This window comes from Rhodoferax sp. U2-2l, assembly GCF_020594515.1.
Taxonomy (GTDB): domain Bacteria; phylum Pseudomonadota; class Gammaproteobacteria; order Burkholderiales; family Burkholderiaceae_C; genus Rhodoferax.
The window spans coordinates 172,662-191,013 of sequence record NZ_JAJCTH010000003.1 but is presented as its reverse complement, the minus strand read 5'-3'; the positions used below and the strand labels follow the sequence as shown (position 1 = coordinate 191,013).

Sequence of the window (18,352 nt, the reverse complement as noted above, 5' to 3'; positions counted from 1 at the left end):
CGAACCTCCTGGTAAAACCGTTTTCTTGCATAGAGCAAGTGTCATTTTGACCAAACCGGCTTACCAGAACCTGTTCAAACGCAAAGAAAACGGTTTCTGGTCACTCCACCAGGCAAATTTTCAGCATGTTGGCGCCGCCCGAGGCCCCCATGGGCTCGCCGCAAGTGATCACGTACACGTCGCCAACGGACACGATGTTCAGTGCTTTCAGGTCGCGTTCGGCCTGCGCCAGCGCCGTGTCACGGTCCATGCTGGTGTCAATCAGCAGGGGGCGCACATTGCGGTAAAGCGTCATGCGGCGCTGTGTGGCAATGTTCGACGTCATCGCGTAAATCGGCACCCGGATCAGGTGGCGACTCATCCAGCGCGCAGAAGACCCGCTTTCGGTCAACGCCACAATCGCTTTGGCACCCAAATGGTGCGCCGTGAACAGGGCCCCCATGGAGACAGCATACGGCACCGTGGTGAACGTTTTGCCGGTGAAATCTGATTCGAGTTCGAAGGCGTCACCACTTTCGGCTGCGTGACAGATCTTGGCCATCTCAATCACGGTTTCAAGCGGGTACTTGCCGGCGGCGGTTTCGGCCGACAACATCACCGCGTCGGTGCCGTCCAGCACGGCGTTGGCCACGTCGCTGACCTCGGCGCGGGTGGGCACCGGGTTGGTGATCATCGACTCCATCATCTGCGTGGCCGTGATCACCACGCGGTCATGCTCACGCGCCAGCTTGATCATGCGTTTTTGCAAGGCGGGCACCACCGCGTTGCCCACTTCCACGGCCAGGTCGCCACGCGCCACCATGATGCCGTCGCTGGCCAGCAGGATTTCTTCGAGCAGCGGAATGGCTTCGGCGCGCTCGATCTTGGCAATCAGCCCCGGCCGATGGCCATCTGCGGCCGCCACATTGCACAGCTGGCGCGCCATTTCCATGTCGGTCGCGCTCTTGGGGAAACTCACCGCCACGTAGTCCGCCTTGAACGCCATCGCGGTGCGGATGTCATCCATGTCCTTGGCCGTCAAGGCGGGCGCGCTCAAGCCGCCGCCCTGCTTGTTGATGCCTTTGTTGTTGGAGAGTTCGCCACCGAGCTTGACGGTGGTGTGGATCGCCGAGCCCCGCACCGCGTCCACCGTGATCACGATCAAGCCATCATTGAGCAACAACACGTCGCCGACCTTGACTTCCTGTGGCAAGGTCTTGTAATCCAGCCCGACGCCGTCGATGTCACCCAGCTCAACGCGGGCAGCGTCCATGACAAACTTCTGGCCCGGCTCGAGAAAAATCTTGCCGTCAGCAAACTTGCCAACGCGAATTTTGGGGCCCTGCAAATCAGCCATGATGCCCACTTCGCGCCCGGCGCGGCGCGCTGCTTCGCGCACCATCTGTGCGCGGTTGGTGTGATCCTGAGCGGTGCCGTGGCTGAAATTGAGTCGGACCACGTTCACGCCCGCCCGAATCATCTGCTCCAGAATCTGGGGATCGTTGGAAGCTGGGCCAAGAGTTGCAACGATTTTGGTAGCGCGACGCGACATAAAACAATCTCCATGTAATTTTGTTTCCGGATTTTCCCACGATTTGGTTACATGTAAGCAACAAGAAAGCAATTAGATCGTCCTGGCACCCTAAGATCACGTTTTCCCCGCGCGCTGGCGGCAGGCCAATCGCTTAATATCGAGGGGCCTTCGCCCCCACTGACATGTCCCAAGATCAAGACGCTTTGACCACCCTGATGAACGTGCCTGCGACCAGGGCGCGGCTGCTGGTGGTGGACGACCAGCCCATCAATATCCAGGTGATGAACCAGATATTTGCCGAGCAATACCAGGTGTTCATGGCCACCAGTGGCCAGCAGGCGCTGGACTTCTGCCATCGCACCCCACCGGATCTGGTGCTGCTTGACATCGTGATGCCCGGCATGGACGGTTACGAGGTGTGCACCGCCCTCAAGGCGGCGCCCGACACCTGTGACATCCCGGTCATCTTTGTCACGGCCCACACCGATGCCACCCAGGAAACCCGTGGCCTGGAGGTCGGCGCGGTGGATTTCATTTCCAAACCAGTCAACCCGGCCGTGGTGCGGGCACGCGTCAAAACGCAGCTGATCCTCAAACGCCAATCCGATCTGATGCGCCGTCTGGTGTTCCTGGACGGGTTGACGGGCGTGTTCAACCGCCGTTACTTTGACCAGCAACTGGCCACCGAAATGGCCCGGGCGCTACGTGCCCAGAAGCCGCTGGCGCTGATCATGCTCGACGTGGACTTTTTCAAACGTTTTAACGACCACTACGGCCACCAGGCGGGCGACGACTGTTTGCGCCAGGTGGCCCAGACCCTGAAGGCCAGCTTGCGTCGCCCCGCCGATCTGGTGGCCCGTTACGGCGGCGAGGAATTTGCCTGCGTGTTGCCGGAAACCGAGTTTGAGCAGGCCATGACGATGGCCCGCGAGCTGGAGGCCGATGTGCGCCAAAAAGCCATCGCCCACATCCACTCCGACGTGGCGCCTGTGATCACCGTCAGCCTCGGCGTCGCGGGTTTCACGGCCAGCGCCAGTGGCGACGCCACGGCCCTTCTGGCCTTGGCCGACGCACAGCTCTACCTGGCCAAAGCCAGTGGCAGAGGGTGCGTTCGCGGCCAACAGCTCGCCTGACGCGCCGCGCGCCAGCCCATCCAAAATCAGCATGACGGTTGATGCTCCGTTGGCCACCCTGACGCGCGGCACACTGCGGCGCTGGCTTCCCCGCAGCCTTGAAGTCCAGCTGCTGTTGCTGACCACCTTCTGCCTGGTGATCTCGATCCTGGGTTACGGCTACTACACAGCACGCCAACAAACGGACAACGCCCGGCGCACCGTGACGGCGCAGCTGTCGGCGCTGGCACAGAACCTGGCCACCGTCGACGCCCATTTCCTGGCCACCAACGAGCCCCGGCAGATCGAAAAACTGACGCTGCAAACCGCCACGGTGGACGGCATCTATTCGGTGCTGGTGACGGATCTGGCGGGTCGGCCGATCTCGGAAGTGGTCAACAAAAACGGCACCTGGTCACCGCGTTACAGCCGTCAGCCGGTGCGTCTGCCCGATCCGCAGGCGCCTGACGCGATTCTGGAAGAAACCCCCGACCCCGGCAGCCAGCGGGACTTCCTGGCCGGCAGCCGCGGCACCCTGTCAGCCTGGCACCGGATCGTCGGGTCGCAGCCCTTGGGCTGGGTCCGGGTCAATTACCGGCTGGACACCTTTGAAACCCTCGCCCATCGCATCCGTGTGCAGGCCTTCAAGGCGATCGGGCTGGCGTTGGTGGTCACCTGGCTGCTGCTGTGGCTGCTGCTGCGCCCCATGATGCGCGCCCTGCGGCAGGCCACCGCGTTTGCCAGCCAGTTGGACCGCTCCGCTGGCGCGGTCCTGAAGGTGTCGCACCAGACCTCGGAAATCGCCGCGCTGGGTCAGGCCCTCAATGTGGTGTCGGCGCGGCTGCTGGTTCAGAACCTGGATCTGAACAACCAGAAATTTGCCCTGGACCAGCACGCCATTGTCAGCATCACCAACTTGCAGGGCAACATCACTTACGCCAACCAGCGCTTTTGCGACGTGAGTGGCTACCGCCAGGACGAGTTGTTGGGGCAGAACCACCGCATCATCAAGTCTGACGAACATCCACCAGCCTTGTTTGAAGACCTCTGGCGGACCATCACCGAGGGCAAGGTCTGGCGCGGCGACATCAAGAACCGCACAAAAAGCGGTGGTTTTTACTGGGTCAATGCCACCATCGTGCCCTTGCTGGGTGTGGATGGCCTGCCGCACCAGTTCATTGGCATTCGCACCGACATCACGGTCAACAAAAATCTGGAGCAGTCGCTGCAGTTCGCCAAGGACCAGGCCGAGAGTGCGGCCGTGGCCAAAGGCCAGTTCCTGGCCAACATGAGCCACGAAATCCGCACACCAATGAACGCGGTGCTGGGCATGTTGCGGCTGATGCACAACACGCCGCTGACCGAGCGCCAGCTCGACTACGCCAGCAAGGCCGAAAGCGCCGCACAGTCGTTGCTGGGCCTGCTCAATGACATTCTGGATTTCTCCAAGATTGACGCCGGCAAGATGACCCTGGAGGTTCACCCGTTCCGGCTGGACAAACTGCTGCGCGATCTGTCGGTGATTGTGTCGGCCAACGTGGGCAACAAGGATGTCGAGGTGTTGTTTGATGTGGCCCCGGACACACCCCAGGCGCTGTGCGGCGACATGTTGCGCCTGCACCAGGTGCTGCTCAACCTGTGCAGCAATGCGGTGAAATTCACCCCCCGCGGGGACGTGGTGGTGGCCATCCGCGTGGTGCGCCAGACCGATCAGGACGCCACCCTGCACTTCGCCGTCACAGACACCGGCATCGGCATCGCGCCAGAAAACCAGCAGCATATTTTTGAAGGCTTCTCCCAAGCCGAAGCCTCCACCACCCGGCGTTTTGGCGGCACCGGGCTGGGGCTGTCCATCTGCCGCCGTCTGGTGGCGCTGATGGGTGGCGAGTTGGCGCTGCAAAGTGAACTGGGTCAAGGCAGCACCTTCTCGTTCCAGATCACCCTGCCCATCAGCCCCGAGCTGCAGCCCCCGGTGGCGACGCAGGTGGTGCACGTCGGCCTGAGCGGGCTGCGTGTGCTGCTGGTGGATGACAACCCGATCGCCCGGGATGTGCTGGCGGCCCTGTGCCGTGCGCTGGGTTGGCAGGTGGATGTGGCAGCCGATGGTGCCCAGGCGCTGGCCATGTTGCAGCCCCAAGCCAGCACCGGGCAAATGCCCTACCAGGTGCTGCTGATGGACTGGCACATGCCTGGCATGGACGGCTGGCAGACCTTGGAAAAGTGGCAGGCCTTGTCGCTGCCGCCGCCCGCCCCGGCGGTGATCATGATCACTTCCAGCGGCCGTGACATGCTGACCCAGCGCAGCCCGCAGCAACAGGCCCTGTTGCAGGGCTTCCTGGTCAAGCCCGTGACCGCCTCGATGCTGCTGGATGCCGTGTCAGACGCGCTGGCCCGCAGCCCGGACCTGATGCATCCGATGCCAGCGCCGCTCACACAGCACAAGCCGCTGGCAGGCCGACGGCTGCTGGTGGTTGAGGACAACGCCATCAACCAGCAGGTGGCCCAGGAGATGCTCACCAACGAGGGTGCCGAGGTGGTCTTGGCCGACAACGGACAACTGGGCGTGGCGGCTGTGCGCCAGGCGGTTGCGGCAGGCACCCCGTTTGACGCGGTGCTGATGGACATCCAGATGCCGGTCATGGACGGCTACGCCGCCACCCGGGCGATCCGCGAGACTTTGGGCCTGCGTCAGCTGCCGATCATTGCCATGACCGCCAACGCCATGGCCGCCGACCGCGCGGCCTGCCTGGCCGCTGGCATGAACGACCATGTGGGCAAACCCTTCCGGCTGGGACTCTTGACGCAGCTGATCCTGCACCCGACACCGCTGGCAACCGCCACCGACCACACGCCGGGGGTGACCCCGCCCGACCTGGCATCAACGCGCCTGCCGGGCCCGCCCCCGGCCACGGCCTTGCCGCCTGAGGGCGCGGTCGACAGCGTGGCCGCTCTGGAGCGCCTGGGCGGCAACCAGGCCTTGTATGTGCGGGTGCTGCGCGCCTTTCTGTCAGAAATAACCCGCCTGCCCGAGCAGTTTGATGCCCAGCTGGCAGCCGCCAACCTGATCACCGCAGAACGCATGCTGCACACCCTCAAGGGGCTGGCCTCCACCGTGGGTGCGGTCCACCTGGCCGCGGTGGCGCACCAGGCACAGGTCACCGTCTGGCAGACGCTTGACAAAAACCAGCCGCTGGATGCGCTCAGCCTGACCGGCGAGTTGTACACCGCCCTGGCCACCACCCAGACCGTGTTGGAACGCGTCGCCGCCAGCCTCGAACAAACAATCACCGACCTGGCCAGCACCACACCCACCCCGCTGCAGCCGCTGCCCAGCCAGGGCGGCGCCGACACCCGCTTGCTGCAGGAGTGGCTGGGCTTGCTCAAAGCGTCCGACATGCGGGCCGTGGCCGTTTTTGACCAGCTGCGCGACCAGGCGTCGAGCGCCGACCCGGTGGTCTGGCAGGCGCTGCAGCAGGCCATGGATGATTTTGATTTCGAGCGAGCGTCCCGCCTGGGCAGACAGCTGCTTCAAACAACGCACCACAAACCAAGCGCCTGATCCCGGATCGGGCCCGGGATGACGCCCTGTTCTTTCACGCTGAACACCACCAGCAAACGGGAGGGCCTGCGTCGGCCCCGGTGCATCGTCAGATCAACTCGGCCAGGTCCGCCTTGCCCACCGGTTTGCTGACCGAGCCCAGCAAACTGAAACGCCGCAATTTGGCCACCAAGCTGGCGGCGTGCAGCACCTCGTCGCTTTGGCCCGACACAATGATCAGGCCACCGGTAAAGCCGGCGCTGGCGGCCTGCGCCATGAACTCAAAGCCATCCATACCAGGCATGTGCAGGTCCAGCAACATCAGGTTAAAGCGCTCCGGATGCTCACCCAACAGGTCCAGCGCCTGCGCACCGCTGGCCACGGTGGTCACGTCCGTCACCCCCAGCGCCTGCAGGATGTCGGCCAGCAACTCCAGCTGAAAGCTATCGTCGTCCACCACCAGCACCTGGAGGGTGTGGCGGGGTGCGGTGGCCTTCGGGTTCGAAAATTTCACAATCCAGAGTCCTTGACGTGGGGCGGAGCGTAGACGGCTTGGGATGATAAACGCGAGATGGCTCTCGCCTCGCCCGCGCGGGCAGGCGCACGCACCGTGGCCATAATTGCGGCATGAAAGCAACGTTGAAGTGGGTCAATCCGTTGTCGTGGCACGCCTTGCAGACGCGCATCACGGTATGGTCACTGGCCATCTTGTTGCTTTTCATCTGGTCGCTGACGTTGTTGGGCGAGCGCGCGCTGCGCCGCCATCTGGAACAACAAATCAGCGACCAGCAGTTGGCCGCGGTGTCCCTGCACGCCAGCGAAATCCAGCGCGCCATGGCAACCCGCCTGCACGCGCTGGAAGAGCTTGCCACGGGCATCTCGCCCGCGCTGATGGCGCAGCCCGCGCAGCTGCAGGCGTTTTTGACCCAACAACCCCATCTGAACTACCTGTTCAATGGCGGCCAGGTCGTCACCGACACGCAAGGTGTGGCGGTGGCCTCGCTGCCGCTGGCGGCCCATCGCCTGGGCATCCGTTACCTTGGGCTGGCGCACGTGGCCGCTGCGCTGCAACAGGACCAAAGCACTTTCAGCCACCCTCACCTGGACCCCGCGCTGGCTGCGCCTGTGGTGGCCATCGCGGTGCCGCTGCGCGATGCGCGGCAACAGGTGATGGGAGCATTGGTCGCAGCGATGGATCTGAACCTGCTGCAACAGGTGATGGCGTCGCACAGCGAACACCCCGGCAGTTTCCTGCTGGTGGCCGACGATGACCGCCAGGTCATCACCGCCACCGCGCAGCCGCAGGCACGACAAGCGCTGCCTGCACCGGGCGCCAACCCGGCCATGGACCGTTTTCTGGCCGACTTCAATGGCTCGACCGTGCTGAACCTCGATGGCCAAGAGGTGCTGGCATCGGTGCGGCACATCCCGGTGACCCACTGGCGCCTGGTGGCCACGCTGCCAACCCAGGATGCCTTTGCGCCGATCAACCAGTTGACGCGGCACATGACGCTGGCAGCGGTGCTGGCATCGCTGCTGGCCGCCGGGCTGACCTGGTGGCTGCTGCGCCGCCAGTTACGGCCCCTGCACCTGGCGTTTGAGGCGCTGAACCAGCAGGCCGGGGCCAACTCGCCGCTGCAGCCGCTGCCGCAAACCAGCCAGGACGAGGTGGGCCAGCTCATTGGTGGCTTCAACCAGGTGTTGAGCAAGTTGTCCGAGCGCGAAGCCGCCCTGACCCGATCGGAGCAGGCGGCACGCGCGCTGGCCCAGCGCCTGGACGAGGCCCAGCGGCTGTCGCAGATGGGCAGCTGGACGCTGGACATCGCCACCGGCCAACTCGACTGGAGCGATCAGGTCTACCGCCTGTTCGAGGTCGACCCAGCCCGATTCGAGGCGACCTACGACGCCTTTCTGGCTGCCATCCACCCGGACGATCGCAGCGCGGTCCATGCCGCCTACCAGCACTCGTTGGCCACCCGCACGCCCTACCAGATCGAGCACCGGCTGCGCATGGCCAACGGCGACATCAAATGGGTGCAGGAGCGCGGCACCTCGCGGTTTGACGCGCAGGGCCAAGCGGTGCAGTCGATGGGCACGGTGCAGGAGATCACCGCCAGCAAACGCTCGGAAGCCGCACTGGAAGCCGCGCACCAGTTGCTGATGACGGTGATTGACACCATCCCGATGCGCGTGTTCTGGAAAGACGCCGAGCTGCGCTTCCTGGGCTGCAACACCGCCTTTGCCCAGGATGCCGGTCGACAGGCCCCGCACGAGCTGATCGGCCAGGACGACTACCAGATGGGCTGGGCCGAGCAGGCCGAGCTGTACCGCAGCGATGACCGCCAAGTGATGGTCAGCGGCGTGCCGCGGCTGTTTTATGACGAGCCCCAAACCACCCCGGGTGGCCAGACGATCTGGCTGCGCACCGCCAAGATTCCGCTGAAAAACCAGCAGGGCGAGGTGTTTGGCGTGCTGGGTATTTACGAAGACATCACCGAGTCCAAACGCCTCAACGCCGAGCTGGACCTGTACCGCCATGGCCTGGAGCGTCTGGTGCAGGAGCGCACCCGCGAGCTGACCGAGGCGCGCACCCTGGCCGACGCCGCCAACCGGGCCAAGTCGGCGTTTCTGGCCCACATGAGCCACGAGATCCGCACCCCCATGAACGGTGTGATCGGCATGCTCGACGTGCTGGCGCAAACCGGGCTCAACCCCGAGCAGCACCGCCTGCTGGACACGGTGCACCAGTCCACCATGTCGTTGCTGGGCATCCTGAACGACATTCTGGATTTCTCCAAGATCGAGGCCGGCAAGCTGGAACTGGAGCGCCTGCCCACCGCCCTGCGCGAGCTGATCGAGGGCTCGGCCCTGCTGATGCACAACCTGGGTGACGGCCAGGCGGCCCAGTTGTCGGTGTTTGTCGACCCGCGGCTGCCCGAGTGGATCCTGACCGACCCGACCCGGCTGCGCCAGATTGTGGTCAACCTGGTGGGCAATGCGCTCAAGTTCGTGTCCAGACGCAGCGGGCAGGCCTTGCTGCAGGTACAACCCTTCACCGCCGCAGATGCCAGCGCCTGGCTGCGCATCCGCGTCATGGACAACGGCATTGGCATGCAGCCCGAGGTGGTGGACAAGTTATTTCGCCCGTTCACCCAGGCCGACGCCAGCACCAACCGGCGCTTTGGCGGCACCGGCCTGGGGCTGTCCATCACCCAGCGGCTGGTGGCCCTGATGCAAGGGCACATCACCGTGCGCAGCGAGCCGGGGGTCGGCTCCGAGTTCATGGTTGAGCTGCCGCTGCAACCGGTGGCGCCGCCGTCCACGGCCCGACCGACCGTGTTGCCCGACCTGACTGGGGTGCAGGTGCTGGTCATCAGCTCGCACTTGGCCAGCCTGACCATGCTGCAGGCCTATCTGGGCTCGGTGGGCGCCCGGGTGCTGCCACTGCCTGACAGCCCCACCGCCCAGCAGGCGCTGGCCGCGGGGGATGACACCACGGTCTGTCTCATCGACATGTCGGCACCCGATGCCAACGTGACCGACGCAGTGGACCTGACCCGCTGGCCGGTGGTGCGCCTGTGGCCGCGCCGCACCCCTGCCGACGCCACCACGGGCATCCACGTGCCTTGTCGGCCACTGCTATATCTGGAACTGCTGCAAGGGGTGGCCATCGCTTGCGGTCGTCTGACCACCCCGCCAGCCGCCCCGGCTGCACCTTGGCAGCCCACCCGCCAGCGCCCGGCTCCCAGCGTGTCACAAGCCATGGCGTCTGGCCAGCTGATTCTGCTGGCCGAAGACAACCCAACCAACCGCGATGTGCTGCAAGAGCAACTGCGGCGCCTGGGCTACGCCGCTGAGACCGCCTGCGACGGCCAGCAAGCGCTGGCGATGTGGCGCCGTGGTCACTACGCCCTGCTGCTGACCGACTGCCACATGCCGCACCTGGATGGGTTCGGGCTGACCGCGGCCATTCGCGCCAGTGAAGCCCCGGGCCAGCGGCGCCCGATCATTGCGGTCAGCGCCAACGCCATGCAGGGTGAGGCGCAGCGCTGCCTGGCACAAGGCATGGACGCTTACCTGTGCAAGCCGCTGCGCCTGCGCGAACTCAGCGACACACTGGCGCGCTGGCTGCCGCTGGATGGCCACCCGGTGGCACCGGTCGATGTGTCCCAAGCGATCACCGCCAGCCCGTCCGAGGCACCGTCACCAGCCACGCTGGCCATCTGGAACAGCCAGCTGCTCGCTGATCTGATCGGCGATAACCCCGGCGCCCAGCAGCGGCTGCTCAAGCGTTTTCTGACCAATGCCCAACAGCAGCGTGAGGCCATCACACGCGCCGCGGCGGGTGGCGACTTCAGCACGCTGCTGACGCAGGCCCACACCCTCAAATCGGCCGCGCGCAGCGTGGGCGCGCTGGCGCTGGGGCAGCTGTGCCAGCAACTGGAAACCGCCAGCAACAACCAGGATCTGACCCGCTGCCAGCACCTGGCACAGGCGCTGCCCGGGACACTGGCCCAGGCGCAGGCGCGCATCGACGTGCATCTGGCCGTGATGGACGCCACCCCACGGCACACCCACCAGCATGAACCGATGAGCGCTTAACCCGACGGCGACAATGCGCATCCGGCCAAGCCCCTGACATGACCCTGCAACCCAAACCCATCAGCCGGTATTCCTGGCGCTCGCTGCAAGCCCGCATCACGCTGCTGACGCTGGCGGTGTTTCTGTCGCTGCTGTGGTCGCTGGCCTGGTACGCCGAGCGGGCGCTGCGCAGCGACATGGAGCATCTGCTGGGCCAGCAGCAACTGGCCACCGTGACGCTGCACGCCCAGGAGCTCAACCGAACCATGCACACCCGGCTGCGCACGCTCGAAGACGTGGGCAAACTGGCCATACCCCTGATGCAGGGAACTCCCCAGGTGCTGTCCAGCTTTCTTCAAACCCGGCTGACGCTGGTGGATTTTTTTACCGGTGGCATGACCTTTGTGGACGTCACGGGCCGGGCTCTGGCGACGTACCCGATGCAAAGCACCTACCGCGATGTCGACCTGAGCCAGCGCCCCACCACGGGCACGGCGCTGCGCGAGGGCCGCAGCGTCATCGGCACGCCCGTGATCAGCCCGGAGTTCAAGGCGCCGGTGGTGTCGTTTGCCAGCCCCATCCGGGATGCCAATGGCACCATCATCGGCGCCCTGGTTGGGCTGGTTGATCTGGGTAAACCCAACTTTTTGACGCCGGTGCTGGCCTCGCGTTATGGTCAGAGCGGCAGCTACCTGGTGCTGGCCGGTCCGGCGCGGCTGCAGCAAAGCGGCACCGAGCAAGTGCCGCTGCTGCAAGACCTGCCCCCATCCGGCGTGCCCCGGACACTGGACCACTTTGCCCAAGGCATGGCGGGCTCCGCCTTGCTGCACGACCCCCAGGGCCAACCGGTGCTGGCCTCCGGCGCGTTGATCGAAGCCACCGGCTGGCGGCTGTTGGCCACCTTGCCCACCCACGAAGCCTTTGCACCGGTCAACAAATTGACCCACCGGATCCTGCTGGCCACGCTGCTGGTGTCGCTGCTGGCCACGGCGCTGACCTGGTGGCTGTTGCACCGCCAGCTGCAGCCGATTCACACCGCGTTTCGCGCCCTGCTGCGCCAGGCCCAGACCGGCCAAGCCATCCAAGCGCTGCCCACCGCGAGCAACGACGAGGTGGGCCAGCTCATCCATGGCTTCAATTACCTGCTCGACACCCTGGCGCAGCGCGAAGCGGCGTTGCAGCAGAGCGAGGCCACCACCCGCCAGACCCTGGCCAAGTCACAGGCGCTGACGCACAAGCTGGAGCGCTACCAGCAGGCCATGGACAACCATGTGCTGATCACCATCAGCGACGCCCATGGCCGCATCACCCACGCCAACCCGCGTTTTTGCGAGGTCAGCGGCTACACGCTGGCAGAGTTGCTGCAGAACGACTTTCGCCTGCTCAACTCCGGCTTTCATCCGAAGTCGTTTTTTGCCGCCCTGTATGAGAACGTGATGGTGGGCAAAACCTGGCAGGGCGAGGTCTGCAACCGCGCCAAGAACGGTCAACTGTTCTGGCTGGCCATGACGGTGGTGCCGTTCATGGATGAAGACGGCCAGCCGGTTGAGTTCCTCTCGATGAACACCGACATCACCGAACGCATGGCCAACGAGTCCGAGTTGCAGAACTACCGCGAGCACCTGGAAGAACTGGTGCAGCAACGCACCCACGAGCTGCACCGCGCCGAAACCAGCGCCAAAGCCGCGGCCTTGTATGCGCGCAGCCTGCTTGAGGCCAGCGTCGACCCGCTGTTGACCATCAGCCCGCAAGGCCAGATCACCGACGTGAATGAAGCCACCGAAGCCGTGACCGGTGTCCACCGCGACGAACTGGTGGGCAGCCATTTTTCAGCCTTTTTCACCGAGCCCGCGAAGGCGCAGGCGCTGTCGCACAAGGTGATCGCGCATGGCCGCGTCAACAATTACCCGCTGACCATTCGCCACCTGACCGGCGGCCAGACCGAGCTGCTGTTCAACGCCAGCGTCTACCGCGACCAGGAGGACCAGGTGCTGGGTGTGTTTGCCGCGGCGCGCGATGTCAGCATCCTGAACGCGGCGCGGGAAGCGGCCAACGCTGCCAACCAGGCCAAGTCGAGTTTTCTGGCCAACATGAGCCACGAGATCCGCACCCCCATGAACGGCGTGATCGGCATGGTCGACATGCTGCAGCAAACCCCGCTCACCGACGCGCAGCGGCGCATGCTGGGCACCGTGCACCAGTCGTCGCTGGCGCTGCTGGACATCCTCAACGACATCCTGGATTACTCCAAGATCGAAGCCGGCAAGCTGGCGGTGGAAAGCCTTCCCACCCAGTTGCACGAGGTGGTGCAAGGCGTGGTGCAACTGATGCAGACGGCGGCACGGGCCAAATCCATTGAGCTGTCGCTGTGGGTCTCGCCGCAGTTGCCGACCTGGGTGTGGTGTGACCCGACGCGGCTGCGCCAGGTGCTGCTCAACCTGGTGGGCAACGCGCTCAAGTTCACCCACAGCACCCCAGAGAAAACCGGCCGGGTCAATGTGCGGGTGGCCAGCGGACACCGCGCCAACGGGCAGGCCGGGCTGTACCTGCGCATCAGCGACAACGGCATTGGCATCGCCCCGGCCACGCTGGCCAAACTGTTCACCCCCTTCACCCAGGCCGATGCCAGCACCGCGCGCCGTTTTGGCGGCTCCGGGTTGGGCCTGTCCATCAGCCAGCGGCTGGTGGAGCTGATGGGCGGGCGCATCAAAGCCCACAGCACCGACGGTGAGGGTTCGGAGTTCACGGTGGAACTCCCGCTGCGCGAAGCACCGGCCCAGGGGCCTGCGAATTCCCCCTTTTTGACCGAGCCCACCCCGGCCCGGCTGCCCGTACCACACCGCCCGCTGGCCGCTGATGCGCCGCTGATCCTGATCGCCGAGGACAACGAAACCAACCGCGACGTGCTGCGCGAGCAACTGCAGTTGCTGGGCTACCGCGCCGAGGTGGCGGTGGATGGCACCACCGCCCTGGCGATGTGGCAGCGCGGCCACTACGCCCTGCTGCTGACTGACTGCCACATGCCCAACATGGACGGCTTTGAGCTGACCGCGGCGATCCGCCAGCTGGCGCCGGACGGCGTCCACCACCCCATCATTGCCGTCACCGCCAACGCCATGCGGGGTGAAGCCGAGCGCTGCCGCGCCGCGGGCATGGACGACTACCTCATCAAGCCGCTGCGGCTGCAGGACCTGCGCCCGATGCTCGCCAAGTGGCTGCCCAACCCGGCCAGCCCCCCGCCACAGCAGCCCCCCGAGGCGCCGCAGACCTCGCCGGCGGCGGTGGCGCCCGGCGAGCCGCCGGTGTGGGACAGCCTGGCCCTGAGCGAGATCGTGGGCACCAACCTGGCCATGCAGCAGCGTCTGCTGGCCAAGTACCTGGTCAGCGCACGCGCCCAGGCGGCCAGCCTGCACCGCGCCGCCCAGGCGCAGGACACCACCACCGTGACCGGCGTGGCGCACACCCTGAAGTCAGCCAGCCGCACCGTGGGCGCCATGGCGTTGGGTGCGTTATGCCAACAGCTGGAGGCGGCCGGGGCGGCGGACGACGGCCCGCTTTGCACCACCCTGGGTGCCCAGGTGCCCGCGGCCTTCATGCAGGCAGAGACAAAGATCGCGGCAGCGCTGAGATTTCCGGTGTCAACCCCGGTTGGGTCATAGACGCCCAGGCGTCATACGGGAATAATGTGTCGAATTATTTGACACGACGCACACATGGCCCCTCACACCTCTCACAAGCTGATACCGTCCGTCATGGTGGTGGATGACGACGCCTTCAGCCGTGACGTCTTGCAGGAGATGCTGGCAGCACAGGGCATCCTCGACGTCCAGACCGCCGACAACGGCCGCAGCGCCTTACGCGTGCTCGAAGCCATGGCCACCCCGCCCGACCTGCTGATTTGCGATGTGTTCATGCCCGACATGGACGGCATTGAGTTCATGTCCGAACTGGCGCAACGCCAGTACCGGGGCGACGTGGTGCTGGTCACCGGGGTGGACGTGGAAACCCTGTCGCTGGCACGTGAAATAGCGGCCGGACAGGGCCTGCGCTTGCTGGGGTCATTCACCAAGCCGCTGCACCGCGAGGTGCTGGCCCAGCTGCTGGCAACGCGCTGACCCGGCTGGGGCAAACGCCAGCCGCGCCCACCACACGGTGGCACCCGGCCCGCGTCACACACTTCAGCTTATTGGACGGCGGCGCGGGCCGCATCGGCGCGGCGTTTGGCTTCATCGGCTTGGCGCTGCAATTCCTTGGCTTCTTTTTCAGCCGCCAGCGCCTGCGCCTCTTTGGCCTGGGTGTCCTTGTCGGACGACAGGCCCCCAGCTATCGCGCCACCGGCCAGGGTGCCGACCGCAGCGCCCACCGCCACGGCACCCACGGTGCCCAGCATGCCCGGGCTGCGCGCTGCTGGCGCGGCGGCGGCGGCCGGTGCCACAGGGGCCACGGGCGGCGCCGGGGGTTGGGTGACACTGGTACGCGGCGCCGATTTGACACCGCCGAACAGGCGCTTGGCATGTGCCAACGAGGGCAGCGTCAGCGACGCGATGGTCAGCGTGAGCACCGCAGTCACGGTGCGCAGGGAAGTAAAGCGAATCGGGGTGGGCATGGTGTCTCCTGACGTCAAAACGGTTGAACAAAGTACGCTACCGCCGCAGCGGACAGACAACGGCCAGCGCATCGTACCGACTCAGATAAAGGCGCCATGTTGTAAGGATTTGGGTGGGCGCTCAGCGCCGACTGGGGCCGTCCAAACAGGCGGACGATCCCGGTAGGCGATCTCACCCGCAGGAATTTTCGCTTGAACACTCCCTTTTTTACGAACATTAACGACGCAAATATCAGATTAAACATGGCCATTTACTTTTAGACTCCAGCCTTGCCCGGGCAGCGCTACGTTCTGGTTGACGTGTTCACGCCGCGCCCGCTACAGGTTGTCAGGTTCTAACTCGTGAGGTTTCCATGCAGACTATTGCCCCCCTCTGGCTGTGGGCCACTTTCGGTGGCATCGTGCTGGTGTCGCTGTTCATTGACTTTGTGGTGCTCAAAAAACAGGGCTCGCATGACATTGGCGTCAAGGAGGCGCTGAACTGGTCGCTGGTCTGGATTGGCTTGAGCTTCTTGTTCAACGGCCTGTTTTGGTGGGCGGTCAAAGACAGCACCGGCTCGAGCGAGATCGCCAACACCAAGTCGCTGGAATTTCTGACCGGCTACCTGATCGAGAAATCGCTGGCGGTGGACAACATCTTTGTGTTCCTGATGATCTTCACCTACTTTGCCGTGCCCACGCACTTTCAGAAGCGGGTGTTGATGATTGGCATCATCGGCGCGATTGTGTTGCGCACCATCATGATTTTGGTGGGCGGCTGGCTGCTGGCCGAGTTCCACTGGATCTTGTATGTGTTTGGCGCCTTCCTGATCCTCACCGGCGTGAAAATGTGGTGGGCCGCTGGCAAGGAGCCCGACCTGAACGACAACCCGGCGCTCAAACTGCTGCGCAGGGTGCTGCCGGTCAGCCAACACTACGATGGCGAAAAGTTCTGGACCGTGGAAAACGGCAAAAAAATTGCCACGCCGCTGTTCATGGTGATCTGCCTGATTGCGCTCACCGACGTGATTTTTGCGGTCGACTCGATCCCCGCCATCTTTGCCATCACCAGCGACCCGTTCATCGTGCTGACCAGCAATGTGTTTGCCATTCTGGGGCTGCGGGCGATGTACTTCTTGCTGGCCGCAGTAGCCAACAAGTTCCACCTGCTCAACTACGGGCTGGCGGTGATTTTGGTGTTCATCGGCACCAAGATGTGCCTGATCGACGTCTACAAGATCCCGGTGCTGTTCTCGCTGGGCGTGGTGGTGGGCATCCTGGCGCTGACCATGCTGCTGAGCGTGCGCACCGCCAAGCCTGAACGGCTGGAATCGTGACCGCAGCGGGCAGGCGGGCCCGGCTCAGGCGCTCACGCTGGGTGAGCAACGCCGCCTCGCTGGCGGCGCCAGCGCCTCCAGGCTAGCAGGCATCATCTGCTCACTGGCTGTGCGTGGCCCGCGACACCATCGGTCATGCATGGCGCCATTGTGAGTTGAGATAACAGCCGCATCCCAGCAGATGGTCCTCATCCAGCGGCACCACATACGAGGTTTTGGCCTGGGTCTCCCCCGAGACCGGGTTGGTGATGAGGTAGTTGACCCAGCCACCCTGCGCCTGATCACACGCCGCCCACGCATCGGCCAACAGTTGCTCGGCGTCCAAACCAGGGATGGCACGCAGATCGCTGTTGTCTTTTTCAGGCGACGCGCCATGCACCTGATAAATGCCGCGGCGGTCAAAAATGAAGATGTACATGTCCCGGTCGATGAACGGGCCGCTCTTGTCGTGGAAATCACGCACCGCCTGCGCGTAGCCCACGTTGCGTAGGTGCGCCATGGCGTCAAACACCATCTGGCGTGCCTGGTCGGCCGTGCCCTGGCGCAAACGGATGTCTCCCACGGAGGTTTCCAGTGTGGCGGCCTGGTTGATCAAGCGATCCGAGTTGCCCGCCGCGCGGCCAACCAGAGCGGTGTTTTCCTGGGTCAACACATCCAGGTCACCCACCGCGTGCACCACCTCTTCCAGGGCCGCACTTTGCGAGGCGCTGCCCTCGGCCATCACATTGACATTCATGGCGATCTCGCCAATGCCCGCGATCAGGCTCTCCAGGGTGGCATGGATCTGCCTGATGCCGTTGACGGTGTCGCCCACCCGGCTGGACGACTCGGCAATCAGGCCCCGGATTTCAGCCGCCGCACCCTGACTGCGTTTGGCCAGGTTGCGCACCTCGGCCGCCACCACGGCAAAACCGCGCCCCTGCTCGCCCGCACGTGCCGCTTCCACCGCCGCATTCAGGGCCAGCAAATTGGTCTGAAAGGCGATGCCATCGATCACCCCGATGATCTCGGACATGCGTTTGGAGGTCACCTCCAGCGGGCCCATGCTCTGCATGGCCTCGTTCATCATCTTGCCGGCCGTGTCGGCCTCCCGGTGCAGGCTCGACGTCATCCTGCTGACCTGTTGCGCCGCCTGGGCGTTGCGCGCCACGGTTTCACTGACGTGCTTGACGTGGACGGAGGTCTGTTGCAGATGCTGCCCCTGGGCCTGGGCGCGCTCGGCCAGACTGCGGGTGTCTTCCTCCAGCTTTTTGCCGGTGTCGCCCAGCAGCACGGCGGCGGTGCGGATGTTGGCCACCATGCTCGACATGTTGGTGATCATCAGCTCCAGATGCCGCCCGAAATTGCCCAGGGTCAGGACGCTGCCAGACACCTTCTGAGCCAGGTCGCCTTGGGACACCTCGGTCATGGCGAGGTCCATGCGGTCGCGCTCTGTGCGGGTAAGGCTGAGATAAGCCAGCTGCAAATACAGCCACAGCATCAGGCCCGCGATGGAGATCAGCACAAACAGCCGCCCCTCTTGCTCGCGCGAGACGGCTTGTGTGAGCGACATGACCACGATGGACAGCAACACCAGCACCATCGGCATCGGCAACACCCAAAACCGCGTCCGGCCCGACAGGGGCCGAAGCAGGGCGATGGCAGGTGAAAGCAGGTTCATGGCAACGTTTCCCCTGGTAGCGTGAA

The 18,352-nt window shown here is 64.7% G+C and carries 10 protein-coding genes; 6 read left to right on the top strand and 4 right to left on the bottom strand.

Features of this window, described 5'->3' with window-relative positions; translation table 11 throughout:
* Window positions 1-100: 100 nt before the first annotated feature.
* A complete protein-coding gene (gene pyk, locus LHU53_RS04040; protein WP_227330802.1) occupies window positions 101-1,531 on the bottom strand; it encodes a pyruvate kinase in 1,431 nt (476 codons plus the stop codon).
* 164 nt (window positions 1,532-1,695) lie between these two features.
* Between pyk and LHU53_RS04035 the strand changes: the two genes are divergently transcribed.
* Both LHU53_RS04035 and LHU53_RS04030 read left to right on the top strand, forming a co-directional pair.
* The gene (locus LHU53_RS04035) at window positions 1,696-2,646 is read left to right on the top strand and encodes a diguanylate cyclase (protein ID WP_227330801.1); all 951 of its coding nucleotides are present in this window, start codon (window positions 1,696-1,698) and stop codon (window positions 2,644-2,646) included.
* Window positions 2,647-2,677: 31 nt separating this feature from the next.
* Window positions 2,678-6,184, top strand: coding sequence for a response regulator (locus LHU53_RS04030; RefSeq protein WP_227330800.1), 3,507 nt, complete (start codon window positions 2,678-2,680; stop codon window positions 6,182-6,184).
* An 88-nt stretch (window positions 6,185-6,272) separates the two neighbouring features.
* Here the strand turns inward: LHU53_RS04030 and LHU53_RS04025 are convergent, their stop codons facing one another.
* Window positions 6,273-6,677: a response regulator gene (locus LHU53_RS04025; RefSeq protein ID WP_227330799.1), complete on the bottom strand. Its 405-nt coding sequence runs from the start codon at window positions 6,675-6,677 to the stop codon at window positions 6,273-6,275.
* Window positions 6,678-6,790: 113 nt separating this feature from the next.
* Here LHU53_RS04025 and LHU53_RS04020 point away from each other — a divergent pair, with 113 nt between their 5' ends.
* The 3 genes from LHU53_RS04020 to LHU53_RS04010 are packed head-to-tail and all read left to right on the top strand — an operon-like array spanning window position 6,791 to window position 14,859.
* On the top strand, window positions 6,791-10,765 hold the full coding sequence (locus tag LHU53_RS04020; protein WP_227330798.1) for an ATP-binding protein: 3,975 nt from the start codon (window positions 6,791-6,793) through the stop codon (window positions 10,763-10,765).
* 38 nt (window positions 10,766-10,803) lie between these two features.
* Window positions 10,804-14,403 (top strand): ATP-binding protein, encoded by a 3,600-nt coding sequence (locus LHU53_RS04015; RefSeq protein WP_227330797.1) that lies wholly within the window; start codon window positions 10,804-10,806, stop codon window positions 14,401-14,403.
* A gap of 54 nt (window positions 14,404-14,457) precedes the next feature.
* Window positions 14,458-14,859, top strand: a complete 402-nt coding sequence (locus tag LHU53_RS04010) for a response regulator (RefSeq protein WP_227330796.1) — start codon at window positions 14,458-14,460, stop codon at window positions 14,857-14,859.
* A gap of 68 nt (window positions 14,860-14,927) precedes the next feature.
* Here LHU53_RS04010 and LHU53_RS04005 read toward each other — a convergent pair whose 3' ends face one another.
* On the bottom strand, window positions 14,928-15,350 hold the full coding sequence (locus LHU53_RS04005) for an ABC transporter substrate-binding protein (protein WP_227330795.1): 423 nt from the start codon (window positions 15,348-15,350) through the stop codon (window positions 14,928-14,930).
* Between the two features lie 353 nt (window positions 15,351-15,703).
* Here LHU53_RS04005 and LHU53_RS04000 point away from each other — a divergent pair, with 353 nt between their 5' ends.
* Window positions 15,704-16,666, top strand: coding sequence for a TerC family protein (locus tag LHU53_RS04000; RefSeq protein ID WP_227330794.1), 963 nt, complete (start codon window positions 15,704-15,706; stop codon window positions 16,664-16,666).
* Between the two features lie 133 nt (window positions 16,667-16,799).
* Here the strand turns inward: LHU53_RS04000 and LHU53_RS03995 are convergent, their stop codons facing one another.
* Complete coding sequence (locus LHU53_RS03995) at window positions 16,800-18,326, bottom strand: methyl-accepting chemotaxis protein (RefSeq protein ID WP_227330793.1); 1,527 nt, start codon at window positions 18,324-18,326, stop codon at window positions 16,800-16,802.
* Window positions 18,327-18,352 lie beyond the last annotated feature (26 nt).

Bases quoted from the DNA above. Each gene is read 5' to 3' on its own strand.
- pyk (WP_227330802.1), bottom strand. From the start codon at position 1,531: ATGTCGCGTCGCGCTACCAAAATCGTTGCAACTCTTGGCCCAGCTTCC.
- LHU53_RS04035 (WP_227330801.1), top strand. From the start codon at position 1,696: ATGTCCCAAGATCAAGACGCTTTGACCACCCTGATGAACGTGCCTGCG.
- LHU53_RS04030 (WP_227330800.1), top strand. From the start codon at position 2,678: ATGACGGTTGATGCTCCGTTGGCCACCCTGACGCGCGGCACACTGCGG.
- LHU53_RS04020 (WP_227330798.1), top strand. From the start codon at position 6,791: ATGAAAGCAACGTTGAAGTGGGTCAATCCGTTGTCGTGGCACGCCTTG.
- LHU53_RS04015 (WP_227330797.1), top strand. From the start codon at position 10,804: ATGACCCTGCAACCCAAACCCATCAGCCGGTATTCCTGGCGCTCGCTG.
- LHU53_RS04010 (WP_227330796.1), top strand. From the start codon at position 14,458: ATGGCCCCTCACACCTCTCACAAGCTGATACCGTCCGTCATGGTGGTG.
- LHU53_RS04005 (WP_227330795.1), bottom strand. From the start codon at position 15,350: ATGCCCACCCCGATTCGCTTTACTTCCCTGCGCACCGTGACTGCGGTG.
- LHU53_RS04000 (WP_227330794.1), top strand. From the start codon at position 15,704: ATGCAGACTATTGCCCCCCTCTGGCTGTGGGCCACTTTCGGTGGCATC.
- LHU53_RS03995 (WP_227330793.1), bottom strand. From the start codon at position 18,326: ATGAACCTGCTTTCACCTGCCATCGCCCTGCTTCGGCCCCTGTCGGGC.